This is a genomic window from Thalassotalea sp. Sam97, assembly GCF_041379765.1.
GTDB lineage: Bacteria > Pseudomonadota > Gammaproteobacteria > Enterobacterales > Alteromonadaceae > Thalassotalea_A > Thalassotalea_A maritima.
On sequence record NZ_CP166919.1, the window covers coordinates 2,553,911 to 2,579,566 of the forward strand.

The window sequence follows — 25,656 nt, forward strand, 5'->3', positions numbered from 1 at the left end:
AGTGGCGCAAGTCACCGATGGAAAATCAATTGATGGGAAAGTGGGTATAAATGACAAGGTTATATACATAATAAAAACATACAGAGAAAGCATTAATATTATAAAGCAAAGGCTGATAACATGCTTAGTGCCTGAAATGAGCGTATTGCGTAGCTATCAGCGAAACGCCAAAGGTTTAGCACCGCGCTAATGTTTCCTCTGTTACTATCTTGAGTATATAACCTTTATCGATTGTTAGGTTAAAGCGAACAAGCTACTTAACGATCTCTTTTAAAGCTGGTAACAATGCGGCTTTAATTTCATCGATTTGCTGTTCAGTGTAAGGCACTAATGGACGCACCCCCCATATCGGCTTTGGCCAAGCGGCATCGTGACGATAACGTACCACATGATGAATGTGCAACTGTGGTGTCATATTTCCCAACGCGGCAACATTCATCTTTTCTCCGTGAAACACTTGCATTAACACTTCACTTAACGCACTCGACTCATTGAGAAATTGCTGCTGATCTTGCCAATCCAATTCATATAAGTCTTTTATATCTGCACGGCGTGGCACGAGGATAAACCATGGATACTGGCTGTCGTTACACAATAATAATGTGCACAGAGGAAAATCTAAAAGCTCAATGCCATCTCGTTGTAAATCGCTGTGCAAGGTAAAGTTGTCGCTCATACATGATCCTTATTATGTCATTTTCTGCTACTGCGTGAGCCATATCGGAGCCACGCTGGTACATTAATGGGTTATTTTTTTAATTTCTTTTTCTTAGGTTTATTTTTTCTACCACGACCACGTGCTGCTTTTTTCGCTTCACGTTCTGCTTGGCGTTGCTGTTCTAGCTCGGCAAAGTAAACCTGCTCCTTTTCAACCATATCAGGGGTTTCAAAGGTAATTGGGCCAAGTGTTTTATCACGAATTTCGTTGATTAAAATCTCTGACGCTTTATGAAAATCAACATGACCACCTGCCTTAACACAGCCTCGTTTACGTCCTAATTCTTCGATAAACAAAAAATCTTGGTCTGGTAGGTCATCTATCTTATAACGCTCTTGTAAACGCTGAGGATAAGCAGATAACAAATATTCAGCAGCGAAGCAGGCGATCTCTTCGTGTTCAAATGCTGTATCTTTAACACCACCAGAAATAGCCAATCGATAGCCACTATTTTCATTGGCAATTTTCGGCCACAACATACCCGGCGTATCAAACAAATACAAACCGTCCTCAAGACGTATACGTTGTTGTGATTTTGTGACCGCAGGCTCATTACCAACTTTGGCCTTTACTTTACCAACTAAGGTATTCAGTAATGTAGATTTACCTACATTAGGTATACCCATAATCATGGCATTTATTTGCTTACCCGGTTCATTTTTATTGGGTGCTAACTTGCGAATTAATTCAGGGATCAGCTTAGCCGTTACAGGCTCTTCTGTCGTTAATGCTATCGCTTTAACATTATGCTGTGACTCAAAATAGTCTATCCAAACTTTGGTTAGCTCAGGATCGGCGAGGTCACTTTTATTCAAAATCTTAATTAATGGTTTTTCTCCACGAATTTCAGTGATCATTGGGTTTTCACTACTGAACGGCAATCGCGCGTCACAGACTTCAATTACCACATCGATTTGATGGATGATTTCTTTAATTTCTTTTTGGGCCTTATGCATGTGCCCCGGGAACCAATTAATAGCCATAGAAGTTTTTAAATACAAAAAGATATGCCTATTTTAGCAAGTTAATAGCGTGGATACATTATTATTACCATTTAATGCCTCACTAATGACTTGCTTACCGTGATGAACTGAAAAACTTACAACGCAATTAACGACGGTGTTAATAACTGACTAGAATACCGTGTTGCTAAGGTGAAATTATCGGTTATAAATTGTAGCAAGTAGATTCAATAGTAAAAAAAGGTGCTAAGATTGCGCCGTTATTTGATGACTCAGCAGGACGCTAATTTTCTTCATGATGAAATAACCTTTTACCATTTTGAGGTCCCATTATGGAACTTATTGAAGTGTTCGGCTTTGCAGCTTCTGTCGTTGTCGCAATATCGTTAATGATGAAAAATATTGTGCACTTGCGTATTACGAATATGATCGGTTGCGCTATGTTCTCGATCTACGGCTTTACTATTGGCGCATTACCTGTCGGCATGATGAATGCCTTTATCATGTGCGTTAATATCTACTACCTGAGCAAAATGTATATTGACAAGCGTCATGCCCAAAACGAACTAACTGTACCTGCGGTTTAATCGTTTACATTAATCAAGTATAAAAACCCCGCCCATCTATACGATGGGCGGGGTTTATTTGTCTACTGTCTAGATAACGTGTGAATCACCCTTTCTAACACACATATTTATAAACTTAATTAATTTTTCTTTGTTTCCACTTTGATGTTGTGACCACCGTTACCCAACCAAAGACTTACTGCAACAAGTAAAACAATGAATGCGAGATACAAAAGGCCTAAAATATCTGTCGGTTTTATCTCAACAAGATAAGCAAACACCTTTATGACCAAAAGCATTATCACCACTTTTCCAAGCTTTGCTTTTAACTGATCAATCGACTTTATTTCATAAGCCTTTGATGCGTGTTGTCGAGTGTTCTCAATTGGGCTTATAAATAACTCATATAAACCAAATGCAAAAATGAACAAAACCGAAGCTAATAAAAATGTATCTAATATTTCAACAACATAAAGAATAATATTATCACGAGTTACTGTCGTTGATTGAGTTATAAGATAATCTGACAATGCACTAATGAGATGAATGACTTCATACAGACCTAAACCTATTAAAGATATACCAGTCACCATACAAGAGATGACTCCTAAAACAAGGATTATACGGCTGTTCCATAACATAGACTCGAATAACTTTTCCATTAAACTCCTACTCCCTGACGTTTTATAAATACGAGAAAAACTATTGAGCAATAATGCCTTAACTAACCAACGATGTAAACGTCGGCTTAGCCAACTCAGCGCTATGGCTAAGCAAAAGTATTATATATTAGTAATTAGAGACACCGACATGGATTTGGAAATACCACGAATTCAAGAAGCAAAAAAACGTCGCGAGGTCTGGTTTTTCTAAATAGAAAGCCTAGCGATTATGTCCATGGATGGACGGTATGACGATGTTTCATGGAAGGAAAAACATCGTGAATCTACGCAGTAGGTCGAGCCGAGGCCTTAAACGAGAAAAGCCCGTCGTTAAGACGGGTTTTTCTTAATTAACCTGAACTCGGGATAAAAATTTGAACTAAATGCTAGCTCCACGATCAGATCGTTCGAGCAAAAACCATAAGAACTAGAGCTAGCATGAATAAATTAGTTGAGTTGTTTACTGATTTCGATGATTTTTGTAAATTTTTTGTCCCTGAGTGGCGCTCTTACCAACTAAAGCAAGGCCAGATAAAAAGAGAGCGTGCTTGCCAAATGTCGATGTCCGAAATAATGACGGTCATTGTGCTTTTTCACATGTCTCACCATCGAGATTTTAAAAATTTTTACATCGGCTATGTTGCTCGATTTCATAAGAAGGATTTTCCAAACCTGCTGAGTTACACTCGTTTTCTCGAGCTTATGCCGCGCGCTGTCGTGCCCCTATCTAGCTATTTCAAGACACTCAAATCAACCGACACTGACATATGTTTCATTGATTCAACAAGCATAAAAGTCTGCCACAACTTACGGATACCGAGGCACAAAACATTTGATGGGTGACAAAGGCTATATAAGTAGCAGACTAGAGCAGTCACTCGCAGAACGAGGGGTAAGGTTTATCACGAATGTGCGCAGCAATATGAAAGCCAAAGTTATCTCTGCGTGGGACAAAGCAATGCTGTCAAAGCGCTTTATTATCGAAACGGTAAACGACCAGCTAAAGAATATTTGCCAACTTGAGCATTATAGACACCGCAGTATACATGGGCTGCTACTTACTGTGCTTGGTGCATTAATAGCTTATAACCATAAAACAAATAAGCCATCAATTACTGTTGAAGAATTGATGGCTTAAACCGATCTGAGGTTAAATAGAAAGCCTAGCGATTATGTCCATGGATGGACGGTATGACGATGTTTCATGGAAGGAAAAACATCGTGAACCTACGTAGTAGGTCGAGCCAATACCTTAAACGAGAAAAGCCCGTTCAAACGAACGGGCTTTTCGGAATTGGAAGCCTGGGGATAAGCCACATGGATGTGGTGAATATCGAAAATCCATGGATGCAATTTGGTACCGTCCCAGAAAGTGTGTCTCTCTTATTTTAATTTCAGTTTCAAATTACCTAGTTAAACAAGTTACTTTTCTCAAAGCGACTTATCGGGTATTGGTAAGTCGTTTTATTCATATCCAGTGCTACCTTACTTAGAATGGTTAATACAGAATCAACACTTGGCATGGAATTCCTTATTTTTAACGTTCGTTTGAATGATTTATTTAATCGTTCAATCCAGTTGGTAGTATAAATCATATTGCGGATGATCGGCTCAAAGTCCAAGTATGTGGCGTAATACTGCAAGTACGGCTTATCAATAAACATCTTAAAGTTAGAATATCTCTTACCCCACTTCTCATATAACCACCGAGCGCGGATCATAAGTTCTTCACGGTCATCTGATTGATCATCTAAATTAAAGACAAACCTCAAATCATCAGCGACTTCACCACGATGAGACTTCTTCACTTTTTTTAAGATGTTGCGTTTCATATGTAAGACGCACTTTTGAATTTTACATTGATAATGCTGTTCAATGGCCGAATCTAAGCCCGATAGGTTATCAATCACAGCAAGGTCGATTTGCTTGAGGCCACGCTCCTTTAAATCTAACAAGATGTCATCCCAATTGGCTGCTGATTCGGTCGGTGCATTGTAAATACCAATCACTTCACGAGTCATGTCGTGCTTTACCGCTAAAACGATATAGTAGGCTTCGCTAGAAACCGTTTCAGGCTTTGTTTTGATAAATGTCACATCGAGATAAATGATGGGGTAATAATCGCATAACTTCTGTTTTCTGAAGTCTTCCATTTCCTCATATAGGCTCTTAGTAATGCGCGATACGGCGCTTCGAGTGAGCTTTTGGCCATAGATAGATTCAGTTATTGATTCAATTTCTCGAGTTGTAAGCCCCTTGGCATAAAGCTCAAAACAAAGTTCGTTCAGTGTATCGCTTTGCTCTTTCATGACATTGAGGATCCAAGGCTTGAATTGATTTAATCGATCACGAGGTACCTGTAAAGATAGAGCATCACCTATACCTAAGCCTGCCACAGGTCTATAGCCATTGCCTTTGTTACCTTGAGAAGATCTTAGGTATTCCGTTCGCTCAGCTTTCATAAATGAATTAAGGGCGAGCTCTAATACCTAATTTAGACCACCTGGCTTTTGGATTAAAGAATCTAATGCTGCTTGAATTTGCTTACTATTCAGCGTTAAATTAGTCATAGTCTCTCTCCGTTTGTTGTTGATTGTTTTTTGGTCGAAACTTTCAACTAAACTAAGAGAGACTTTTTTATTTGTCTAGTGGGACACACTTTAGTGGGACGGTATGTGCAATTTTTCGATAACTACGTTGTAGGTCGAGCCAGCAATAGAAAGCAAAAAAGGCTGCACAATGTGCAGCCTTTCTTTTAATTGGAAGCCTGGCGATGACCTACTCTCACATGGGAACTCCCACACTACCATCGGCGCTACTTCGTTTCACTTCTGAGTTCGGCATGGGTTCAGGTGGTTCCAAAGTGCTATTGTCGCCAGACAAAAAACTTTTATACATGGATGTATTTATGTCTCGAAGCCATGGATGGCTAGGAGCGACGACTCCACATATTTAATAATCTGGAAAGTGATATCTTATTTCTTTCAATATGAATGCTTGAACTTATTTGTCAGACCATACGAAAACCTCTTGGGTGTTGTATGGTTAAGCCTCACGGGCAATTAGTACAGGTTAGCTCAACGCCTCACAACGCTTACACACCCTGCCTATCAACGTCGTAGTCTCCGACGACCCTTTAGGGGACTTAAAGTCCCAGTGAGAACTCATCTCAAAGCCTGCTTCCCGCTTAGATGCTTTCAGCGGTTATCAGTTCCGAACATAGCTACCCGGCAATGCCACTGGCGTGACAACCGGAACACCAGAGGTTCGTCCACTCCGGTCCTCTCGTACTAGGAGCAGCCCTCTTCAATTCTCAAACGCCCACGGCAGATAGGGACCGAACTGTCTCACGACGTTCTAAACCCAGCTCGCGTACCACTTTAAATGGCGAACAGCCATACCCTTGGGACCGACTTCAGCCCCAGGATGTGATGAGCCGACATCGAGGTGCCAAACACCGCCGTCGATATGAACTCTTGGGCGGTATCAGCCTGTTATCCCCGGAGTACCTTTTATCCGTTGAGCGATGGCCCTTCCATACAGAACCACCGGATCACTATGACCTACTTTCGTACCTGCTCGACGTGTCTGTCTCGCAGTTAAGCTGGCTTATGCCATTGCACTAACCGTACGATGTCCGACCGTACTTAGCCAACCTTCGTGCTCCTCCGTTACGCTTTGGGAGGAGACCGCCCCAGTCAAACTACCCACCAGACAGTGTCCCCAGCCAGGATTACTGGCCCAGGTTAGAACATCACGCATACAAGGGTGGTATTTCAAGATTGGCTCCACGAATACTGGCGTACTCGCTTCAAAGCCTCCCACCTATCCTACACATGTAGGAGCAATGTTCACTGTCAAGCTATAGTAAAGGTTCACGGGGTCTTTCCGTCTAGCCGCGGGTATACGGCATCTTAACCGCAAATTCAATTTCACTGAGTCTCGGGTGGAGACAGTGTGGCCATGATTACGCCATTCGTGCAGGTCGGAACTTACCCGACAAGGAATTTCGCTACCTTAGGACCGTTATAGTTACGGCCGCCGTTTACCGGGGCTTCGATCATGAGCTTCGCTTGCGCTAACCCAATCAATTAACCTTCCGGCACCGGGCAGGCGTCACACCGTATACGTCATCTTTCGATTTTGCACAGTGCTGTGTTTTTAATAAACAGTTCCAGCCACCTGGTTACTTCGACCGACCGGTGCTTACTCCGCAAGGGATTCACACTAGCCGGCGTACCTTCTCCCGAAGTTACGGTACTATTTTGCCTAGTTCCTTCACCCGAGTTCTCTCAAGCGCCTTAGTATTCTCTACCTAACCACCTGTGTCGGTTTGGGGTACGGTTCCTTATAATCTGATGCTTAGAAGCTTTTCCTGGAAGTATGGCATCAACAACTTCAACTCCGTAGAGTCTCGTCTCGTATCTCAGTCTTAGGAGTCCGGATTTGCCTAAACTCCCAACCTACATACTTTCACATGGACTACCAACGCCATGCTTGCCTAGCCTGCTCCGTCCCTCCTTCGCAATTATAAGAAGTACAGAAATATTAATCTGTTTCCCATCGACTACGCGTTTCCGCCTCGCCTTAGGGGCCGACTTACCCTGCCCTGATTAACATGGGACAGGAAACCTTGGTCTTTCGGCGTGGGGGTTTTTCACCCCCATTATCGTTACTCATGTCAGCATTCGCACTTCTGATACCTCCAGCATGCTTTACAACACACCTTCAACGGCTTACAGAACGCTCCCCTACCACTTGAACCTAAGTTCAAATCCGCAGCTTCGGTGCTATGTTTAGCCCCGTTACATCTTCCGCGCAGACCGACTCGACTAGTGAGCTATTACGCTTTCTTTAAAGGATGGCTGCTTCTAAGCCAACCTCCTAGCTGTCTGGGCCTTTCCACATCGTTTCCCACTTAACATAGACTTTGGGACCTTAGCTGGCGGTCTGGGTTGTTTCCCTTTCCACGACGGACGTTAGCACCCGCCGTGTGTCTCCCGGATATCACTCACTGGTATTCGGAGTTTGCAAAGGGTTGGTAAGTCGGGATGACCCCCTAGCCTTAACAGTGCTCTACCCCCAGTGGTGTTCGTCCGAGGCTCTACCTAAATAGATTTCGGGGAGAACCAGCTATCTCCCGGCTTGATTAGCCTTTCACTCCGACCCACAGGTCATCACCGCATTTTTCAACATACGTGTGTTCGGTCCTCCAGTTGATGTTACTCAACCTTCAACCTGCCCATGGGTAGATCGCCGGGTTTCGGGTCTACACCTTGCAACTAAACGCGCAGTTAACACTCGCTTTCGCTACGGCTCCCCTAATCGGTTAACCTTGCTACAAAATGTAAGTCGCTGACCCATTATACAAAAGGTACGCAGTCACCCGAAGGCTTCCACTGCTTGTACGTATGCGGTTTCAGGTTCTATTTCACTCCCCTCACAGGGGTTCTTTTCGCCTTTCCCTCACGGTACTGGTTCACTATCGGTCAGTTAGGAGTATTTAGCCTTGGAGGATGGTCCCCCCATATTCAAACAGAATTTCACGTGTTCCGTCCTACTCGATTTCACGGTAAGGTCATTTTCGTGTACGGGACTATCACCCTGTATCGTCAAGCTTTCCAGCTTATTCCACTAATTCACAAACCGCTTAAGGGCTAATTCCCGTTCGCTCGCCGCTACTAAGGAAATCTCGGTTGATTTCTTTTCCTCGGGGTACTTAGATGTTTCAGTTCTCCCGGTTCGCCTCGTTAAGCTATGTATTCACTTAACGATACCTGCCTTATGACAGGTGGGTTTCCCCATTCGGAAATCTGTGCTTATAACGCCTTTTATCGGCTCAACACAGCTTATCGCAGATTAACACGTCCTTCATCGCCTCTAACTGCCAAGGCATCCACCACATACGCTTAGTCACTTAACCATACAACCCCAAAAAGTTTCGAGTGCCTTGGTGACAAAACCAAGACCAAATGTATGTCTGACATGTTCACGCATTCATAAATGAATGTTCCAAACACGGATGTTTGGATGTCGAATTGTACATGGATGTACTAAATTCGACCTTGAAAGAAATTGATTTTAAAAATCAATTTTTGAAGAATTTCTTCTTCGTTTTGGTATTTCACATTTTATTGAAGAACTACGCGACATAGTCTTCTATGAAATACCGGGTTTAATATCAGCTTTCCAAATTTTTAAAGAGCATCATGTCTAAATCTATGACTTAGGCATGCGAATGTTATCATTCAATTTGTGTGAACACTCGACAAGGAATGTTTTACTTAAGGTAAGGAGGTGATCCAACCCCAGGTTCCCCTAGGGTTACCTTGTTACGACTTCACCCCAGTCATGAATCACAAAGTGGTAACCGTCCTCCCGAAGGTTAAACTAGCTACTTCTTTTGCAACCCACTCCCATGGTGTGACGGGCGGTGTGTACAAGGCCCGGGAACGTATTCACCGTGGCATTCTGATCCACGATTACTAGCGATTCCGACTTCATGGAGTCGAGTTGCAGACTCCAATCCGGACTACGACGGACTTTCTGGGATTCGCTCCACCTCGCGGTCTTGCTGCCCTCTGTATCCGCCATTGTAGCACGTGTGTAGCCCATCCCGTAAGGGCCATGATGACTTGACGTCGTCCCCACCTTCCTCCGGTTTATCACCGGCAGTCTCCTTAGAGTTCCCGCCCGAAGCGCTGGCAAATAAGGATAGGGGTTGCGCTCGTTGCGGGACTTAACCCAACATTTCACAACACGAGCTGACGACAGCCATGCAGCACCTGTCTCAGAGCTCCCGAAGGCACCAAACTATCTCTAGTAAGTTCTCTGGATGTCAAGGGATGGTAAGGTTCTTCGCGTTGCATCGAATTAAACCACATGCTCCACCGCTTGTGCGGGCCCCCGTCAATTCATTTGAGTTTTAACCTTGCGGCCGTACTCCCCAGGCGGTCAACTTAGCGCGTTAGCTACGCTACCCACAGATCAAGTCCACAGACAGCTAGTTGACATCGTTTACGGCGTGGACTACCAGGGTATCTAATCCTGTTTGCTCCCCACGCTTTCGTGCCTCAGCGTCAGTATTTGTCCAGGTGGCCGCCTTCGCCACTGATGTTCCTTCCAATCTCTACGCATTTCACCGCTACACTGGAAATTCCACCACCCTCTACAATACTCTAGACAGCCAGTTCGAAATGCAGTTCCAAGGTTGAGCCCTGGGCTTTCACATCTCGCTTAACAATCCGCCTACGCACGCTTTACGCCCAGTAATTCCGATTAACGCTCGCACCCTCCGTATTACCGCGGCTGCTGGCACGGAGTTAGCCGGTGCTTCTTCTGTAGGTAACGTCACAGATAGCCGATATTAGCGACTACCCTTTCCTCCCTACTGAAAGTGCTTTACAACCCGAAGGCCTTCTTCACACACGCGGCATGGCTGCATCAGGCTTTCGCCCATTGTGCAATATTCCCCACTGCTGCCTCCCGTAGGAGTCTGGGCCGTGTCTCAGTCCCAGTGTGGCTGATCATCCTCTCAAACCAGCTAGAGATCGTCGCCATGGTAGGCCATTACCCCACCATCTAGCTAATCTCACTTGGGCTAATCTAAAGGCGAAAGGTCCGAAGATCCCCTCCTTTGGTCCGTAGACATTATGCGGTATTAGCAGTCGTTTCCAACTGTTGTCCCCCACCTAAAGGCATATTCCCAAGCATTACTCACCCGTCCGCCGCTCGACGCCTTCTAGTAAACTAGAATCGTTTCCGCTCGACTTGCATGTGTTAAGCCTGCCGCCAGCGTTCAATCTGAGCCATGATCAAACTCTTCAATTAAAAATTAAATCGTGATTCCGAAGAATCGACTCAATGAATTACGCTTGTTGGTATTGCTACCAACTTGACATATGTCGTTTTGCGTGTCACTCATCAAGTTATGTCTTAAAGACAATATGGTAAAACCATTTTCTTGTGAGTGCTCACACAAATTGCATGATAACTATTTGTTAAAGAATTGAAGTAACAATCGCATTCGTTATTACTTGAACTTCCGCGGCGTTTGCCGTTGAAGTGGATGCGCATTTTACGCATCTCAGTTTCGATGTCAACACTTTTTAAAAATTAATTTTCAAAAGTTTTTGTTGACCGTTAAGGCTCATATTGAACAACTTAACTTATCAAAACGAGGCTTTGTAAAAATACTGAATTGGATTCGTTATTTTTACAAACTTCAGCACTTCAACTGCTGTGAAGCCTTATTGGCTGTGCCGTTGAAGTGGATGCGCATTTTAGGGATTTTTGATTTAAGGTCAACTGTTTTTTTGAAAAAACTGATAATTAATTTGACACAGTGCAAATAACAAGCAAAAACAACAAAAAACCAACAAACCGTTAGCGATATCGCTTCATTTTCATGAGCAAAGTTATCACTTGATTGAAATTCAAACAGAGTGATTATCATAAACTCTTTTATGAACGTTCATTAACTATAGATGTTTATCTATTGTCATGGGCAAAGTAAATTGACACACGTAAGATAAATCGTGCTTTAGCGAGTTAAATCATCACACATCTAATTACTACATGACTAACTTACTACAGGCTTATGCCGATACAGACTTGGTGAGATAATAATTTGCACCTGTTAGCCTTTAACAGGCTTGCCTTTACTGATTAAAAATCACGCTATAAATATCTGATAAAATGTAGTTATTTTTTTCAAGAGGGCTTATACTCTGATATTAGAGTGATAAATAAGCAATGTTATAATGCTATTGAACTGTATACATTGTTGGTGATCATAAAAAACAATAACCGCCCTTGGATGTCTGTTGCATCTATATATAAGGCGATATAAAGAGGAGTAGGCACTATGTTAAAAATAATAAGCTTAGTTTTACTCGGTACCATTTCTTTAAATGTACTTGCTAGCGGTGTTACGGTATACCGCTGGGTTGATAAACAAGGTGTTGTTCATTATGGGCAACACGAGCCTGATCATAACGAGTATGTTGAGCTTTCGGTAACGACAGAGAGTTCGCCAACGGTTGCCAAATTAGATCCTGTAAACAAACAACGCGGTAATGGCGCTCAAGCTTCCGATGCCATTGCAAGGCAGTGTGATATATCTCGACAAAACCTGAGAACATTGCAACAATTTAAAGTGGTGCAGATGGTTGATGAAAATGGCAAAACTCGAAGGTTATCAGAAATGGAGCGGCAACAGCGTATCGAATTAAGTGAAAGAGAAGTCGAAGTCTATTGCGATTAGTTCCATTGACTTCACTTCATTGTTGCTCTTAACAATATCCTTGCTTTATTGCTGTACAAATATGTGAAAGTAATAAGCGTAACGTTGGTTACCAAACCTTTCTAACCACCACCATCTCAAATACGTTTCTCAGCGTCAAAGTTGAAAAAGCATATAAGCCCTATCCACAGTTAAGCCCTAACCCCATTATCACAAAGACAACGTGAGCTCGCGATTATCACTTGCAACAGCCTGTTCGCTATACATCGTATATTAGCGGTATCGTTTGTGCCGGTTGATAGATAACGACAAAAACATACGATTTGAGTAACGGGCGAACCAGGCAATAACGGTTATTGATGATATCAATGTTTGATTTAAATGGGTTGCTACAGTCGTCTTTACAAACAGGGCGCAACTTGTGCGCCCCTTTTTACTATCGCATGACATTAGTGAATCGCGAGCTCGCCCTGGTTATCGACATCGATGGTAATGACCGATTCAGGCGCAAATTTACCTTTTAATATTTCTTGTGCTAACGGGTTCTCAATATATGTTTGAATAGCCCGCTTTAATGGCCGAGCACCAAATACTGGATCAAAACCAGCTTCTGATACTTTTGCTAAAGCGGCATCACTCACGTCTACCGTAAACTGTTTTTCAGCTAATCGTTTGACCAGTAAGTCGATTTGTATCTTGGCAATTTTTTTAATTTGCTGCGCATCAAGTGGATGAAATACCACTGACTCATCGATACGATTGATAAACTCTGGTTTAAAGTACTGTCCCACCACGTTCATTACCGTGTCACGCATTTGTACATACTCCGCTTCCGATGCCATTTCCTGGATGACGTCGCTGCCCATATTCGACGTCATGATAATCACGGTATTGCGAAAATCAACGGTTCGGCCTTGACCATCCGTTAAGCGACCGTCATCCAGCACTTGTAGCAGAATATTAAATACATCAGCATGCGCTTTTTCAATTTCATCAAGTAATATCACAGAATAAGGTTTGCGACGCACCGCTTCGGTTAAATAACCACCTTCTTCATAACCGACATAGCCAGGTGGAGCACCGATAAGTCGTGCAACCGAATGCTTCTCCATAAACTCTGACATGTCGACGCGGATTAACGCATCTTCGGTATCGAATAAAAACTGAGCTAATGCTTTGGTCAATTCGGTTTTACCCACCCCGGTTGGGCCTAAAAACATAAATGAGCCAATCGGTTGGTTTGGATCCGATAGTCCTGCGCGAGAGCGACGAATGGCATTAGCAACCGCCGTTACCGCTTGTTGTTGGCCGATAACTCGCTGACCTATTTGCTCTTCCATACGCAATAATTTGTCACGCTCACCTTCAAGCATTTTTGCCACCGGAATACCCGTTGCTTTCGATAGTACCTCTGCTATTTCAACATCCGTTACTCGGTTTTTAAGAAGTTGCAGTTCTTGGCCTTCACTATTGGCAGCTTCAGCAAGTTGCTTTTCAAGTTCTGGTATACGTCCATATTGTAATTCAGACATACGATTTAAATCGCCCGAGCGTTGTGCCATTTCTAGATCAATACGTGCTTGCTCTAGATCTGCTTTAATGGTTTGTGTGCCATATAACGAGGCTTTTTCTTTTTTCCACACTTGCTCTAGTTCATCATAGTTTGCCTGTAATTTGTCAATTTCTTGCTCCATGACGGCCAAACGTTTTTGCGATGCACTATCGGTTTCTTTTTCTACTGCTTTTTGCTCAAGCTTCAACTGAATTAAACGCCGCTCAAGGCGATCCAGTTGCTCTGGCTTGGAGTCCATTTGCAAACGAATACTCGAAGCTGCCTCATCGATTAAGTCAATTGCCTTATCTGGTAGCTGTCTATCACTGATGTAACGATGCGATAAACTTGCTGCAGAAACAATTGCCGGATCGGTAATTTCAACGCTATGGTGTAATTCGTAGCGCTCTTTTAAACCCCGCAAGATAGCTACGGTATCTTCGACAGACGGTTCATCGACCAGTATTTTTTGAAAACGACGCTCAAGCGCAGCATCTTTTTCAACATACTGGCGGTATTCATCAAGGGTTGTCGCACCGACACAGTGCAATTCGCCGCGCGCTAGAGCAGGCTTGAGCATGTTGCCCGCATCCATGGCACCATCGGCTTTACCCGCGCCCACCATAGTATGCAATTCATCAATAAATAAAATGATTTGCCCTTCTTCTTTGCCTAGTTCATTAAGCACTGCTTTAAGGCGTTCTTCAAATTCACCTCGGTATTTAGCGCCAGCTATCAATGCGCCCATATCAAGCGCCAGTACTTGTTTGTTTTTCAATCCTTCAGGCACTTCCCCGTTGACGATGCGCTGTGCTAAACCTTCGACAATGGCCGTTTTACCAACACCCGGCTGGCCGATAATGACAGGGTTATTTTTGGTGCGACGCTGCAATACTTGGACGGTACGGCGAATTTCTTCATCGCGACCAATAACCGGATCCAGCTTACCTTGCGCAGCCCGCTCCGTTAAATTTATGGTGTATTTATCTAATGCTTGACGGGTATCTTCGGCGTTGGCGTCATTGACATTTTGCCCACCACGACTTTGCTCCATCGCTTGCTTAACTTGATTTTCTTTGACCGATGATTGTTGTAAGTACTTACCAAGGGCACCACTATCTTGCAATGCGGCTAACAAGAACATTTCTGATGATATGTATTTATCGCCTTGCTTTTGCGCAAGTTTGTCACATAAATTGAGTAGTGAGCCAAGTTGATTGGAAATTTGGATATCACCACCAATTCCTTGTACTTGCGGGATTTGTTGCAAAATTTCGGTCAGCTTATTGCGAAAATCGCCAACGTTAATACCAATATTTTGACAGATGGGAGCTATCGAGCCACCACTTTGATTTAGCAGTGCCAACATTAAATGTGCAGGCTCAATAAACTGATGATCTTTGCCGAGCGCCAGACTTTGTGCGTCTGCTAAGGCCTGTTGAAACTTTTGAGTAAACTTATCTAATCGCATTATCGTCTCCTAAAGCCCTTAAAGTTTGTAAGGTATAGTTAGTAGATATGCGTATAGTTGTTTAATTTCAAGTTAACGTGTTAAAAAAATTTAGTGCGTTTCGCAATTGTGACTAAGTAACTGCCCGTGATGAGCTATGTTAACGCGTGGTGTTAAGAAATGGTCTTAGCAACGAGCCGTAATGACGGTAGCCATTCGCCCGGTGATAGTATCCCGACGATATGAAAAATAATGTTCTGGATTACGGTAGGTACAATCTGGTTGGGTAAATATTTGCTCGATACCTTGCTGTTTTAATAAATATCGCGCAATCTCGTGTAAGTTCGCTAGGTACTTATCGTTTCTTTTGGCCTTAAAGCAGACCTCAAGTTCGGGTGACAGCGCCGTAAAAGCCTGTAAGACATCGCCTCCCACTTCAAAGGCATGCTCGCCAATACACGGACCTAACCAAGCAAACAACTGCTCTCTAGGTGCGCTAAAATGTGCTAAGGTATTTTTGATGATACCACTGGCAAGCGGTCGCCAACCACCGTGGATAGCTGCGAGCTGCAGCCCTTGACGGTCGGCGATTAAAATAGGTAAGCAATCGGCGGTCAGGATTGCTAAAGCAACATGTTTTTCACGAGTAAAAGCCGCATCAGCGGTAATATGTGACATGCTCTGATCATTAATCGCATCAAGACTAGTTAATAATTGGCTATCAATAACGGCAACGTCATTACCATGTACTTGATTTAACCAAGCTATGGGCTTTTGTGATACTTTATTTACCAAAATAGAGCGATTTTTTAAGACTCTTGTGTAATCGTCACCGACATGAGTGCCTAGGTTAAACTCATGGTATGGCGATATTGAATAGCCACCTTGGCGCGTTGTAGTGAACGCTGTAACGGTATTGGCAAGGGGCCAGTCAACATCAACAAACATCATTATCGCTTAATACTCTTCGACAGCCTTTAATTTAAAGTCCTGTTTTAGTGCTTCACACAGCTGTACCATATCGTCAGGCACTGGCGCATGCCACTGCATTAACTCACCGGTCACAGGGTGGTACAAAGACAACATGGTTGCATGCAATGCTTGGCGCTTAAAGCTACGCAACAAAGTTAATAACTCTTCGCTAGCACCTTTTGGTGGTCGAGGACGACCTCCGTACACAGGATCACCAACCAACGGGTGGGCAATGTGTGCCATATGTACCCTGATTTGATGGGTACGACCGGTTTCAAGGCGTAAACGCAAACGGGTATGATTGCGATACTTTTCCATCACTCGATAATGGGTGACGGACGGACGCCCTGACATGGTTACCGCCATGTGTGTCCGTTTACTTGGATGGCGACCAATAGGCTCATCAACGGTGCCACCTGCGGTCATAATACCATTAGCAACCGCCTCGTATTCACGGGTGATTTCTCTCGCTTGTAGCGCTTCCACCAGCCCCGTTTGGGCGGCAATACTCTTTGCCACCACCATTAAACCAGTCGTGTCTTTATCAAGGCGATGAACAATACCAGCACGTGGCAATAACTCAAGCTCGGGACAATGATGCAATAAAGCATTTAATACTGTACCATCTGGATTACCAGCCCCTGGGTGTACCACTAAACCTGCCGGTTTATTGATCACTAAGATATCGTCATCTTCATAAACAATATTTAAATCAATTTTTTGTGCTTGATAATGAACTTCTGGCTCGATAACAGCACTAAGCTCTATAGATTCGCCGCCAAGCATTTTATCTCTAGCTTTGGTAATCACATGACCGTTGACTTTAACGTTACCGTTTAAGATCCACTCTTTTAAGCGGGAGCGAGAATATTCAGGGAACATTATCGCTAAGGTTTGATCTAGACGTTTGCCTAAACATGAAGAAGGGGCAAGTTGTTGGTGTTCAATAATTTCGCTCATTAATGTCTCTTTACGTTTGTGCAAACCACAAAAGCTAGGTTAGAATGCCTGAATAATAACAAGTAAAGCTATTTTACCCGTAACGGTGCCGGCTTTCATAACTATTTTTGCAGAATATATTCAAATACTATGAACAAGTTTACATTAAAAATTGCCGCCTTTTCACTGCTTATGGGAGTTACTGGCTGCACTTCATCACCTGAAGACATAAAAAAAGTCCCTGAGAAATCCGCACAAGCATTATATCAAGATGCGCGTGACGCCTTAGATAATGGTTTATATCAAAAAGCGATACCAATTTTATCGGCGATTGATTCTCGTTACCCATTTGGCCCCATATCGCATCAAGTACAGCTTGACCTATTATACGCCTATTACAAATCGGGCGATGCGGCACAAGGCATGGCATTAGCTGATCGCTTTTTACGCTTGAACCCAAATCATAAAGATATTGATTATGTCTACTACATGCGTGGCTTAATTCATCTATCGGAAGAAGGTAACTTATTTCAAGAGCTGGTAGGCATTGATCGTAGCGATCGTGATCCAAGCCATGCGCGTGCAGCCTTCAATGATTTTCGTACCATTTTAACGCAGTACCCTAACAGTAAGTACGCAGCAGATTCTCAGCAACGTATGGTTGCCATAAAAAGTCGCTTAGCCGACTACGAATTAGCGGCAGCACGATTTATGATGAAACGCAAAGCCTATGCCGCGGCGGCAAATCGCGGCCGTTATGTCGTCGAATACTTTGCTGATAGCCCTCAAGTTGAACAGGCTCTCGTGATCATGGTCGAGGCGTATCGTCATTTAGGCTTAACCGAGCTTGAAAATAATGCCCGCCAAGTATTGGCGCTAAACTACCCGAATAACGCAACTGTTAAAGGCTTGTAGTCGCAGACTAAAACACACGGCATTGACATAAAAATTGCATAGTAAAAAAGCCGGTAAGCATAACCATGCTTACCGGCTTTTTTCTGTTTACTTGTTTGCCAAAAACTCATTAATGACGCGAGTGAATATATTGCGGTGAACGATGTTTTCTTCTACCCTAAATTCCCCACCATTTATTGCATCTTAGGCGAGCCATAACCAAACAATTTATCGTTCAATGCTTGGCTTGCGACTTAGTGCCCGTGACGTCATTAAACCAAAGGTTATGATGCTGTTTCGCCCAGTTATGATCAACATAGCCAGTGGTCATTGCCGACAGCGTGCCCGGAGCCAAGATGGTTGCCATAAAGATATGGACAATCGCGAATGCGGCAATAAACATCGCTGAGCTCGCATGAATTAATAACGCGATTAAACTTGCGGTTCTGCTAACAGACAAACTTTCTGGGAACATTAGCATCAAGCCGGATATCACGACAAAGACACCCGCTAGCGCCAACGTCCAATACCAAATTTTTTCACCTGCATTTAAAAACCCCGAATCAGGATGACGGTTTTTCAGAGGCCCGATGTTAAAATAGCCACCACCGGCTTTAAACCAACTAAAGTCTGCTCGCGATGGGATGTTATTTTTCAACCACTTCACACAGATTAATAACCATCCTAGCATAAAGGGGTAAACCATAAGATCGTGAGATGCTTTCGCGTAGTAAATTATCGCCGCCCAACTGCTGCCAATATTGGGTTCGATGACATATTTACCCACCAACAAAATGGCTCCCGATATAATCAATAACAAACACGGCAATGCACAAAGCCAATGAATAAATACATCGAAACCAGACCAGCGTTTCATGGTCTTGCCACTGAAACCGCCTTGTATTTTAGAACTGCCATTGATCACGGTAAATAACGTAAAGACGACTATCATCCCCAATGTAGCCAACAAAAATCCAGGTACCAGATAGTCGCTGCGCAATGCCAACATATTTAAGTTATATGGGTTGATGGTTTGCGGATGAAACTTACTCTGTGAGACGGTAAAGCCCCGCTGTTGATCACCAATATGCTGCCAATCTTGTACTTCACTCACCCCTGTACTTTCTAACACTGCGCGTATTTGTGGTGATATTGGCGTTAACATAGGATCTGGTTGTGGGGAGCTTTGCCCCGTTTGAGATTCTGTTTGGGCGACGGCTAATAGCACATAAGGAGGTGATTTAATGTCGCTAGTCTCAGGATCATTATTAGGTTTGGCATTCACCGAAATCATATTTGTTAACATGAATAATGCGAATATCAATACACAGCCTACGACATATCCGCTAGTCTGGCTTATAGGTTTCATATTCACTCCACTATCTTAGCTCTATCATTCATTGGTTTGATCATTGGCTCGATTTATTTGCCGTGCGTAACGTAACACGTTGCTCAAAAATACCACCGATAACCTTGGTGTCGCCTGCTAATAATGCCTTTGTTGCGCACATTTCAGCGCATAACGGTAATTTACCTTCGGCTATCCGGTTCGCTCCGTATTTTTCTTGCTCGGCTTGACTGTGATCTTCTTCAGGGCCGCCGGCACAGAAGGTACATTTATCCATTTTACCGCGATTGCCAAAATTACCATTTTGTGGAAATTGTGGGGCCCCATATGGGCATGCATAAAGACAGTAGCCACAGCCGATGCAGGCGTCTTTATCGTGTAATACTATGCCATCGTCCGTCTTGTAAATAACCTTAGCCGGACAAACTTGCAAACAAGGCGCATCATCGCAATGCATACATGAAATACTGATGGATGCTTCGCCTAACTCGCCTTCATTGACCGTAACAACCCGTCGTCGTTGAATGCCCCACTCTAATGCATTGTCATTTTCATTTTTACACGCAGTGACACAGCCATTACACTCAATACAGCGCTCGGTATCACATAAGAATTTCATCTTCGCCATAGCGATTATCTCCTCAGGCTCTCACAGTTAGGCTTTCTCGACTTGGCATAGCGAGCACTTGGTTTCTTGCATTTGTGTCACCGGATCATAGCCATATGTTAATGCGGTATTGGCCGACTCGCCTAATACATAGGGCGCTGTGCCTTCAGGGTATCTATCAAGAAGGCTCTCACCGCTCATCACCCCAGCAAAGTGAAATGGCATCCACACTAACCCTTTATGTACACGAGGCGTCACCATCGCTTTGATTTTTATACGCCCACCTTCGGCACCTTCTAGCCATATATCATCCCAATTTTTAATACCTCGCTGGGCGGCATCATCAGGATGTATTTCAGCAAACATTTCTTGTTGCAATTCAGCAAGCCAAATATTGGTGCGAGTCTCCTCACCACCACCTTCGTATTCAACCAAACGTCCAGAACTCAGTTGCAGAGGGTATTTCTGGGTAAAGTCTTGTTCCTGTATCGAGCGATACAAGGTCGGTAATCGATGAACACGCATATCATCATAAGTAGGGTACTTACTCACCAGATCTCGACGCGGTGCATACAGAGGCTCACGATGAATAGGAATAGGATCAGGAAATGTCCATACATTGCATCGCGCTTTGGCGTTACCGTATGGTGTACAGCCATGTTCAAGCGCTACGCGAATGATGCCCCCCGATAAATCAGTCTTCCAATTACGACCTTCGGCTTGCAACTTCTCTTGCTCGGTTAAGTCATCCCACCAACCCAATTGTTTTAGCATATCCGCGCTAAATTCAGGATAACCACCTTTAATATCTGAACCGAGAGAATAAGAGCCCTCCGCGAGCAAGTTATTGCCATTGTGCTCTACGCCAAAGCGAGCGCGAAAATTGGAACCACCTTGTTTTACATGCAAACTGGTGTTGTAAAGAATTGCGGTACCAGGGTGTTTTTGCTCAGGTGTGCCCCAACACGGCCAAGGCAATCCATAATATTCGCCTTTGACGGCACCAGATTTTGCTTGCAGATCTTCAAAGCTAAACTCGCCCCAATGTTGCGTATGGTATTGCAAGCGTTCAGGGCTTTGCCCAGACATGCCTATGGTCCACATGCCACGGTTGTACTCTCGGGTAATATCCTCAATCAGTAAACCGGACTCTGTCTTGCGAATATTTTTGGTAAATTGTTGCTCAAAGCCCAAATGTTGTGACAATAAATGCATGATTTCGGTATCTGGCTTTGATTCAAATAATGGCTCGATAACTTGCTCACGCCATTGCAGAGACCGACTGGTGTTGGTGACACTGCCATATGATTCATAGCAAGTCGATGCTGGTAAAATATAAACCCCATCGCTACGATTATGCAGTACCGCTGCCATGGTCGGATAAGGGTCAACCACCACCACCGTTTCAAGTTTATCTAAGGCATCACGGACTTCATTTTGGCGGGTTTCAGTATTTATCGATTGCCCCCAAAAAAACGCGAGACGAATTTTGTCGGCTTGGGCGATATCTTTTTTCTCTTCAAGGACACCATCATGCCAACGAGAGCATGGTATACCGGGGCTAGTCATCGGTTGACGACCAAGGTACTCACCTTGATCAAAATTGCCTTTAACCCACTCATAATCAAGCCCCCAAACACGACTCCAATGCTGCCACGCAGCCGTTGTTAAACCATAATAGCCCGGTAGTGAGTCAAATAGCACACCAACATCCGTTGCACCTTGCACGTTGTCGTGACCACGTAATATATTAGCGCCACTTCCACTAACGCCAACGTTGCCAAGTGCTAACTGCAAAATACAATAGGCTCTGGTATTCGAATTACCAATATGATGCTGGGTACCGCCCATACACCACACTATGCTGCCCGGGCGGTTAAAGGCGATCGTTTTCGCCGCTTCAAACAACACTTCTTTGCTTATATCCGTGATGTTGCTAACCGTGTCAGGATCGTAGTTTGCCACCTCAGCGCGGATGTCATCCATGGCATAAACCCGTTGCTCGATAAATTGCTTATCTTCCCAACCTTGATCGAAAATATGCCACAACAAGCCATAAATAAATGGAATATCTGTCCCAGGTCGAATAGGACAAAATAAATGTGAATGCACTGCAGTACGGGTATAGCGAGGATCGGCAACGACTATTTTTGCGCCACGCTCTTTTGCTAACAAAATATGTTGCATGGCAATCGGATGCGCTTCGGCTGGGTTAGAGCCAACCAACAACACCGACTTGGCATTACGAAAATCATTTAAGGTGTTGGTTTGTGCGCCATAGCCCCAAGTATTGGCAACGCCTGCGACGGTTGTTGAGTGACAAATACGAGCCGAGTGATCGACATTATTGGTACCCCACATGGCGGCAAACTTACGCATAAGATAGGCGCTTTCATTAGAGAACTTGGCGCTTCCCATAAAGTAAACCGAGTCAGGACCAGACTCTTGACGAATGGCCTTCATCTTATCAGTGACTTCAGTTAACGCTTGTTGCCACGATATGCGTTGCCACTTACCGCCCTCGAGTTTAAGAGGGTATTTTACTCGGCGTTTACCGATACCATGTTCACGCTCTGCAGCCCCTTTTGCACAGTGGCTACCACGGGAAATGGGATGATCAAACGCTGGCTCTTGCCCTGTCCATAACCCGTTTTGCACCTCAGCATATATGCCACACCCTACCGCACACGAGCTGCATACGGTACGCTTGATTTGTGTTGGTACATCTTTGCTAACGTACTCACTGGCCGATGCTTTTTTTACCATGGTAGAACCAAGCACGGAGGCTCCAATCACCCCTGAGGTGGTCAAGCCTGCCGTTTTTAGAAACTGGCGGCGATTAATACCTTGATGCTCCGCTGCAACGCATTCTGCTTGACTTGTTGCTGAAGTTGGCCTTGTCGTTTTTTTACTCAGTTTCATTGGCAACCTCACGTTATTGGTCGATCAACGACAAATAATATTGTTTGATGTGCTCAGTTAATTGATATCCCGATGCCTTAGTTGATGCTTTTGACTGGGCTGGCTCAGCTTGCTCTACGGCAGTGAGTTTTGTTGATAAAGGGATGGCAATGCCCGCGATACCTATGCATTTGATCGCACGGCGTCGGTGCTGCAAATTGGTTTGTTTCATATGACCGTCCAAATCGCAATTCACGTTAACGTCTAGGTTAAGCGTGAGATAGACACAGCAACAGCATCGTATTTAGCCGGTTATAACCGTGTATCAGTTTGCAGTTACCGGGATACTCCAACCAGCTAAATGCCTTTGTTCTTGCTGTAAAAATGTGAAAGTCAGCTCACCGACTCTTTGATAAAACGGACTTTGCTGATGTTTTATCAACCGTTCACAAAACATCCCGTACCAGGGTTGTAGATGTTGCTCAAAGAATGCGTGCTGCTGATGTTCGCCCTCAGTGCCAATAAGTATAGCCATCACTTGCAAAATTGCCGTAATATGATCTTCGGGTTCTTTGTTGTCACTGTGACGAACAATACCAAGAGACTGAAGATGTTGTCGCAGCAATAACAGCGAATTAGCAAATAAATGACCGTGCAAATACCAACTCGCGTAGGGTGGTACGTCACCTTCAGACAAACCGACAAACAAGGTAAAAAACTGTTCATCAAGCGCTGCTTTTTCCACACTATTCACCTGTTTTTGCAACGTCACAAAGGCACCAATTAATTCTGGGTTTTCAGCATCAGCTAAGTTAATCTGTAATTCCTGCAACAAACTCAGCATCGCCTCACTCGGCGCTGTTTGATAAAGCGCCGCTAGCAACCGGTAAACTTCTTGACGAAACTCTGGGGCACTATCGAAGGTGTTGGTAACCGATTGTTTCATACTCATACCTACCTCAATTGTTTTTGAGGGTCATTGATGACATCAATGACCATATCTTCCACACGACAATCCGCGCACATTTGTAAACGTTGTGGATTATTAGCGAAGGCGCTATGACTGGCGAGAGTTTGCATCATTCGTTCGATCATCGTTGTTGTTGCAAAGGCGCTACCACAACGTATGCAATGGAATGGTTTATCTTCATTGAGGACAGCCTCACTGTTGCGCATCTCAGCGTCAAAGTTAACCTGACTGTGTAGACTGATCACATCTTCAGGGCAAGATTGTTGGCATAAGCTGCACTGCACGCAGGCTTGTTCTTTAAAGCGTAATATTGGCTGGTCGCTATCTGCCTGTAACGCGGACGTAGGACATGCAGAGACACACGCCATACACATAGTGCAATCCAATGTATTTACGTCAATTTTGCCATATGAACTGCTGCTTAGATTGCCTCTGAGCGCTAAAACATCACGACACTGCTTAGCAAATGTATTTAGATGATCGATGGCAGCATAAAATAACAATGGCTTATTCATTGGCTCAAAACGGGCAATAGCGACATCGGCTATCGACGTTGCTTGCCCTGTTTTGTCCTGCGATACCTGAGGCTCAAACTGAACAGCAACATGTTGCCCAAAATCATCTTCGCTTGTTATCTCAACGCACGTGCCATAACCCATATGCATTAATAAGCTATTGGCTAGATTGACGTGTTGTTGTAACACTGTGCCATCTTGCGATCCACGACAAATAACTGTCACGTTCGTCGCTCCCCATGCCAGTGCCGCTAAAAAATGCTCTATGGCGCAGGCGCCAATCTCTTCGACGGTAAAAGGCAATACATGGGGGGCTAAATATTTAAGATCGATTGGGTGAACACGACCATCGTGAAAAATCACATGCGGCTTTACTTTGGCTTGCTGATAATATTGGCTGATGATTTGTCGCAATTGAGTTTGTAGTGATAGCGATGTAGGAAAATCATAGCCAATAGCGCTGGTTGGACACACACTCGCGCAATCACCGCTGCCATGACACAAGTGCGAGTCAATATGAATAGTGAAATTGTGGGAGGATATGGCATCGGCGGCACAAACATCCAAACAACGTCGACAGCCGATAAGATCATTACGGGCATGCGCGCATTTATCTGCATCAACCGTGACATAACGTGGCTTTTCAAATTCACCTATATAATCACTTAGAGATTGACCGAGTTGCTGGACCGCAGTCATATCATCGCCATAATAAAAATAGCCCGGCGGCAATAACGATTGCGCCACAACCGCGGTATCCGCTAAATCGATGAGCAGATCAAAGTAATGGCGTTGAGTTGCCAACTCGGGCAATGTCACTCGCTGTTGCTGATATTCGGTATCAACCTTAAAGTGACCCAGATGTCCTTTTACCTGCAACACCGCCCCATAATAAACGGCAGCCGCCTGACTGACTTGCATTGCTCGCGCTAACACATCATGCTCGCCAAGCGTTGATGTTTGATTAACAAGTATCGTCACCGACGTCGCGTCCGTTAAATATTGGCAAGCTAGCCGGCAGCGATCTTCAGGGCCTATTAATAACACATGCCCTTGTGATTGATAACTCACTTGTCCCGCAAGCAAGTTACCCATTGCAGGGAATGCTTGATACAGCTGCTCTCTAAGCTCGATAGAGGCAGACTCGTTGGCACTGCTATCAACTCGCTTAGCACCATGATATTTAGCTTGTTGAAATACTGTGTTTTGTTGCTCTGCCTTTGGCTGCTCTGTTTCTTGCGACTTTGACTTTTGCAACGTAGGCTGTTGCGAATCAGCCTTCAGAGAATCACATTTAGGCTCTTGATCGTTGATGGTCTCTCTCCCTAAGCAAGCCGTTTTCTCAATCCTAGCATT

At 44.1% G+C, this 25,656-nt stretch carries 15 protein-coding genes, 3 rRNA genes and 2 pseudogenes; 4 read left to right on the plus strand and 16 right to left on the minus strand.

Annotated elements, in window-relative coordinates; all coding sequences use genetic code 11:
* Positions 1–253 precede the first annotated feature (253 nt).
* On the minus strand, positions 254–676 hold the full coding sequence (locus ACAX20_RS11410; protein ID WP_371186318.1) for an HIT domain-containing protein: 423 nt from the start codon (positions 674–676) through the stop codon (positions 254–256).
* Between the two features lie 71 nt (positions 677–747).
* Positions 748–1,701, minus strand: a complete 954-nt coding sequence (gene ylqF / locus ACAX20_RS11415; protein ID WP_371186320.1) for a ribosome biogenesis GTPase YlqF — start codon at positions 1,699–1,701, stop codon at positions 748–750.
* 311 nt (positions 1,702–2,012) lie between these two features.
* Here ylqF and ACAX20_RS11420 point away from each other — a divergent pair, with 311 nt between their 5' ends.
* Positions 2,013–2,267, plus strand: a complete 255-nt coding sequence (locus ACAX20_RS11420) for a uroporphyrinogen decarboxylase (protein WP_371186322.1) — start codon at positions 2,013–2,015, stop codon at positions 2,265–2,267.
* 119 nt (positions 2,268–2,386) lie between these two features.
* Here ACAX20_RS11420 and ACAX20_RS11425 read toward each other — a convergent pair whose 3' ends face one another.
* Positions 2,387–2,908, minus strand: a complete 522-nt coding sequence (locus ACAX20_RS11425; RefSeq protein WP_371186324.1) for a YqhA family protein — start codon at positions 2,906–2,908, stop codon at positions 2,387–2,389.
* Positions 2,909–3,346: 438 nt separating this feature from the next.
* Here ACAX20_RS11425 and ACAX20_RS11430 point away from each other — a divergent pair.
* A pseudogene (locus tag ACAX20_RS11430) lies at positions 3,347–4,046 on the plus strand (transposase).
* A gap of 271 nt (positions 4,047–4,317) precedes the next feature.
* On the opposite strand, the pseudogene ACAX20_RS11435 reads toward ACAX20_RS11430, so the two are convergent.
* The 4 genes and pseudogenes from ACAX20_RS11435 to ACAX20_RS11450 form a co-directional block, all read right to left on the minus strand.
* Positions 4,318–5,382: pseudogene (locus ACAX20_RS11435) on the minus strand (IS256 family transposase); the annotation flags it as partial.
* 291 nt (positions 5,383–5,673) lie between these two features.
* A 5S ribosomal RNA gene (gene rrf / locus ACAX20_RS11440) occupies positions 5,674–5,788 on the minus strand.
* Between the two features lie 161 nt (positions 5,789–5,949).
* Positions 5,950–8,831 (minus strand): 23S ribosomal RNA (locus ACAX20_RS11445).
* A gap of 367 nt (positions 8,832–9,198) precedes the next feature.
* A 16S ribosomal RNA gene (locus ACAX20_RS11450) occupies positions 9,199–10,738 on the minus strand.
* The 16S, 23S and 5S rRNA genes sit together here, the layout of an rRNA operon.
* Positions 10,739–11,774: 1,036 nt before the next feature.
* Here ACAX20_RS11450 and ACAX20_RS11455 point away from each other — a divergent pair.
* Complete coding sequence (locus tag ACAX20_RS11455) at positions 11,775–12,173, plus strand: DUF4124 domain-containing protein (protein WP_371186326.1); 399 nt, start codon at positions 11,775–11,777, stop codon at positions 12,171–12,173.
* A gap of 428 nt (positions 12,174–12,601) precedes the next feature.
* Here ACAX20_RS11455 and clpB read toward each other — a convergent pair whose 3' ends face one another.
* From clpB to rluD, 3 genes are all read right to left on the minus strand, one after another.
* Positions 12,602–15,175, minus strand: a complete 2,574-nt coding sequence (clpB, locus tag ACAX20_RS11460) for an ATP-dependent chaperone ClpB (RefSeq protein WP_371186328.1) — start codon at positions 15,173–15,175, stop codon at positions 12,602–12,604.
* 165 nt (positions 15,176–15,340) lie between these two features.
* Positions 15,341–16,105: a peptidoglycan editing factor PgeF gene (pgeF, locus tag ACAX20_RS11465; RefSeq protein ID WP_371186329.1), complete on the minus strand. Its 765-nt coding sequence runs from the start codon at positions 16,103–16,105 to the stop codon at positions 15,341–15,343.
* A 6-nt stretch (positions 16,106–16,111) separates the two neighbouring features.
* Positions 16,112–17,086, minus strand: coding sequence for a 23S rRNA pseudouridine(1911/1915/1917) synthase RluD (gene rluD / locus ACAX20_RS11470; protein WP_371186330.1), 975 nt, complete (start codon positions 17,084–17,086; stop codon positions 16,112–16,114).
* A gap of 129 nt (positions 17,087–17,215) precedes the next feature.
* On the opposite strand from rluD, the gene ACAX20_RS11475 reads away from it, so the two are divergent.
* Positions 17,216–17,980: an outer membrane protein assembly factor BamD gene (locus ACAX20_RS11475; protein WP_371186331.1), complete on the plus strand. Its 765-nt coding sequence runs from the start codon at positions 17,216–17,218 to the stop codon at positions 17,978–17,980.
* 214 nt (positions 17,981–18,194) lie between these two features.
* Here ACAX20_RS11475 and ACAX20_RS11480 read toward each other — a convergent pair whose 3' ends face one another.
* The 6 genes from ACAX20_RS11480 to ACAX20_RS11505 all read right to left on the minus strand — a co-directional run bounded on the left by ACAX20_RS11480 (position 18,195) and on the right by ACAX20_RS11505 (position 25,557).
* On the minus strand, positions 18,195–19,265 hold the full coding sequence (locus ACAX20_RS11480) for a formate dehydrogenase subunit gamma (protein ID WP_371186332.1): 1,071 nt from the start codon (positions 19,263–19,265) through the stop codon (positions 18,195–18,197).
* Positions 19,266–19,368: 103 nt separating this feature from the next.
* Positions 19,369–19,935: a formate dehydrogenase FDH3 subunit beta gene (gene fdh3B / locus ACAX20_RS11485; RefSeq protein WP_371186333.1), complete on the minus strand. Its 567-nt coding sequence runs from the start codon at positions 19,933–19,935 to the stop codon at positions 19,369–19,371.
* Positions 19,936–19,962: 27 nt separating this feature from the next.
* Positions 19,963–22,836, minus strand: a complete 2,874-nt coding sequence (locus tag ACAX20_RS11490; protein ID WP_371186334.1) for a formate dehydrogenase subunit alpha — start codon at positions 22,834–22,836, stop codon at positions 19,963–19,965.
* Between the two features lie 13 nt (positions 22,837–22,849).
* Positions 22,850–23,047 (minus strand): hypothetical protein, encoded by a 198-nt coding sequence (locus tag ACAX20_RS11495; protein WP_371186335.1) that lies wholly within the window; start codon positions 23,045–23,047, stop codon positions 22,850–22,852.
* 93 nt (positions 23,048–23,140) lie between these two features.
* Positions 23,141–23,761, minus strand: coding sequence for a molecular chaperone (locus tag ACAX20_RS11500; RefSeq protein WP_371186336.1), 621 nt, complete (start codon positions 23,759–23,761; stop codon positions 23,141–23,143).
* An 8-nt stretch (positions 23,762–23,769) separates the two neighbouring features.
* Positions 23,770–25,557, minus strand: coding sequence for a 4Fe-4S dicluster domain-containing protein (locus ACAX20_RS11505; protein WP_371186337.1), 1,788 nt, complete (start codon positions 25,555–25,557; stop codon positions 23,770–23,772).
* Positions 25,558–25,656 lie beyond the last annotated feature (99 nt).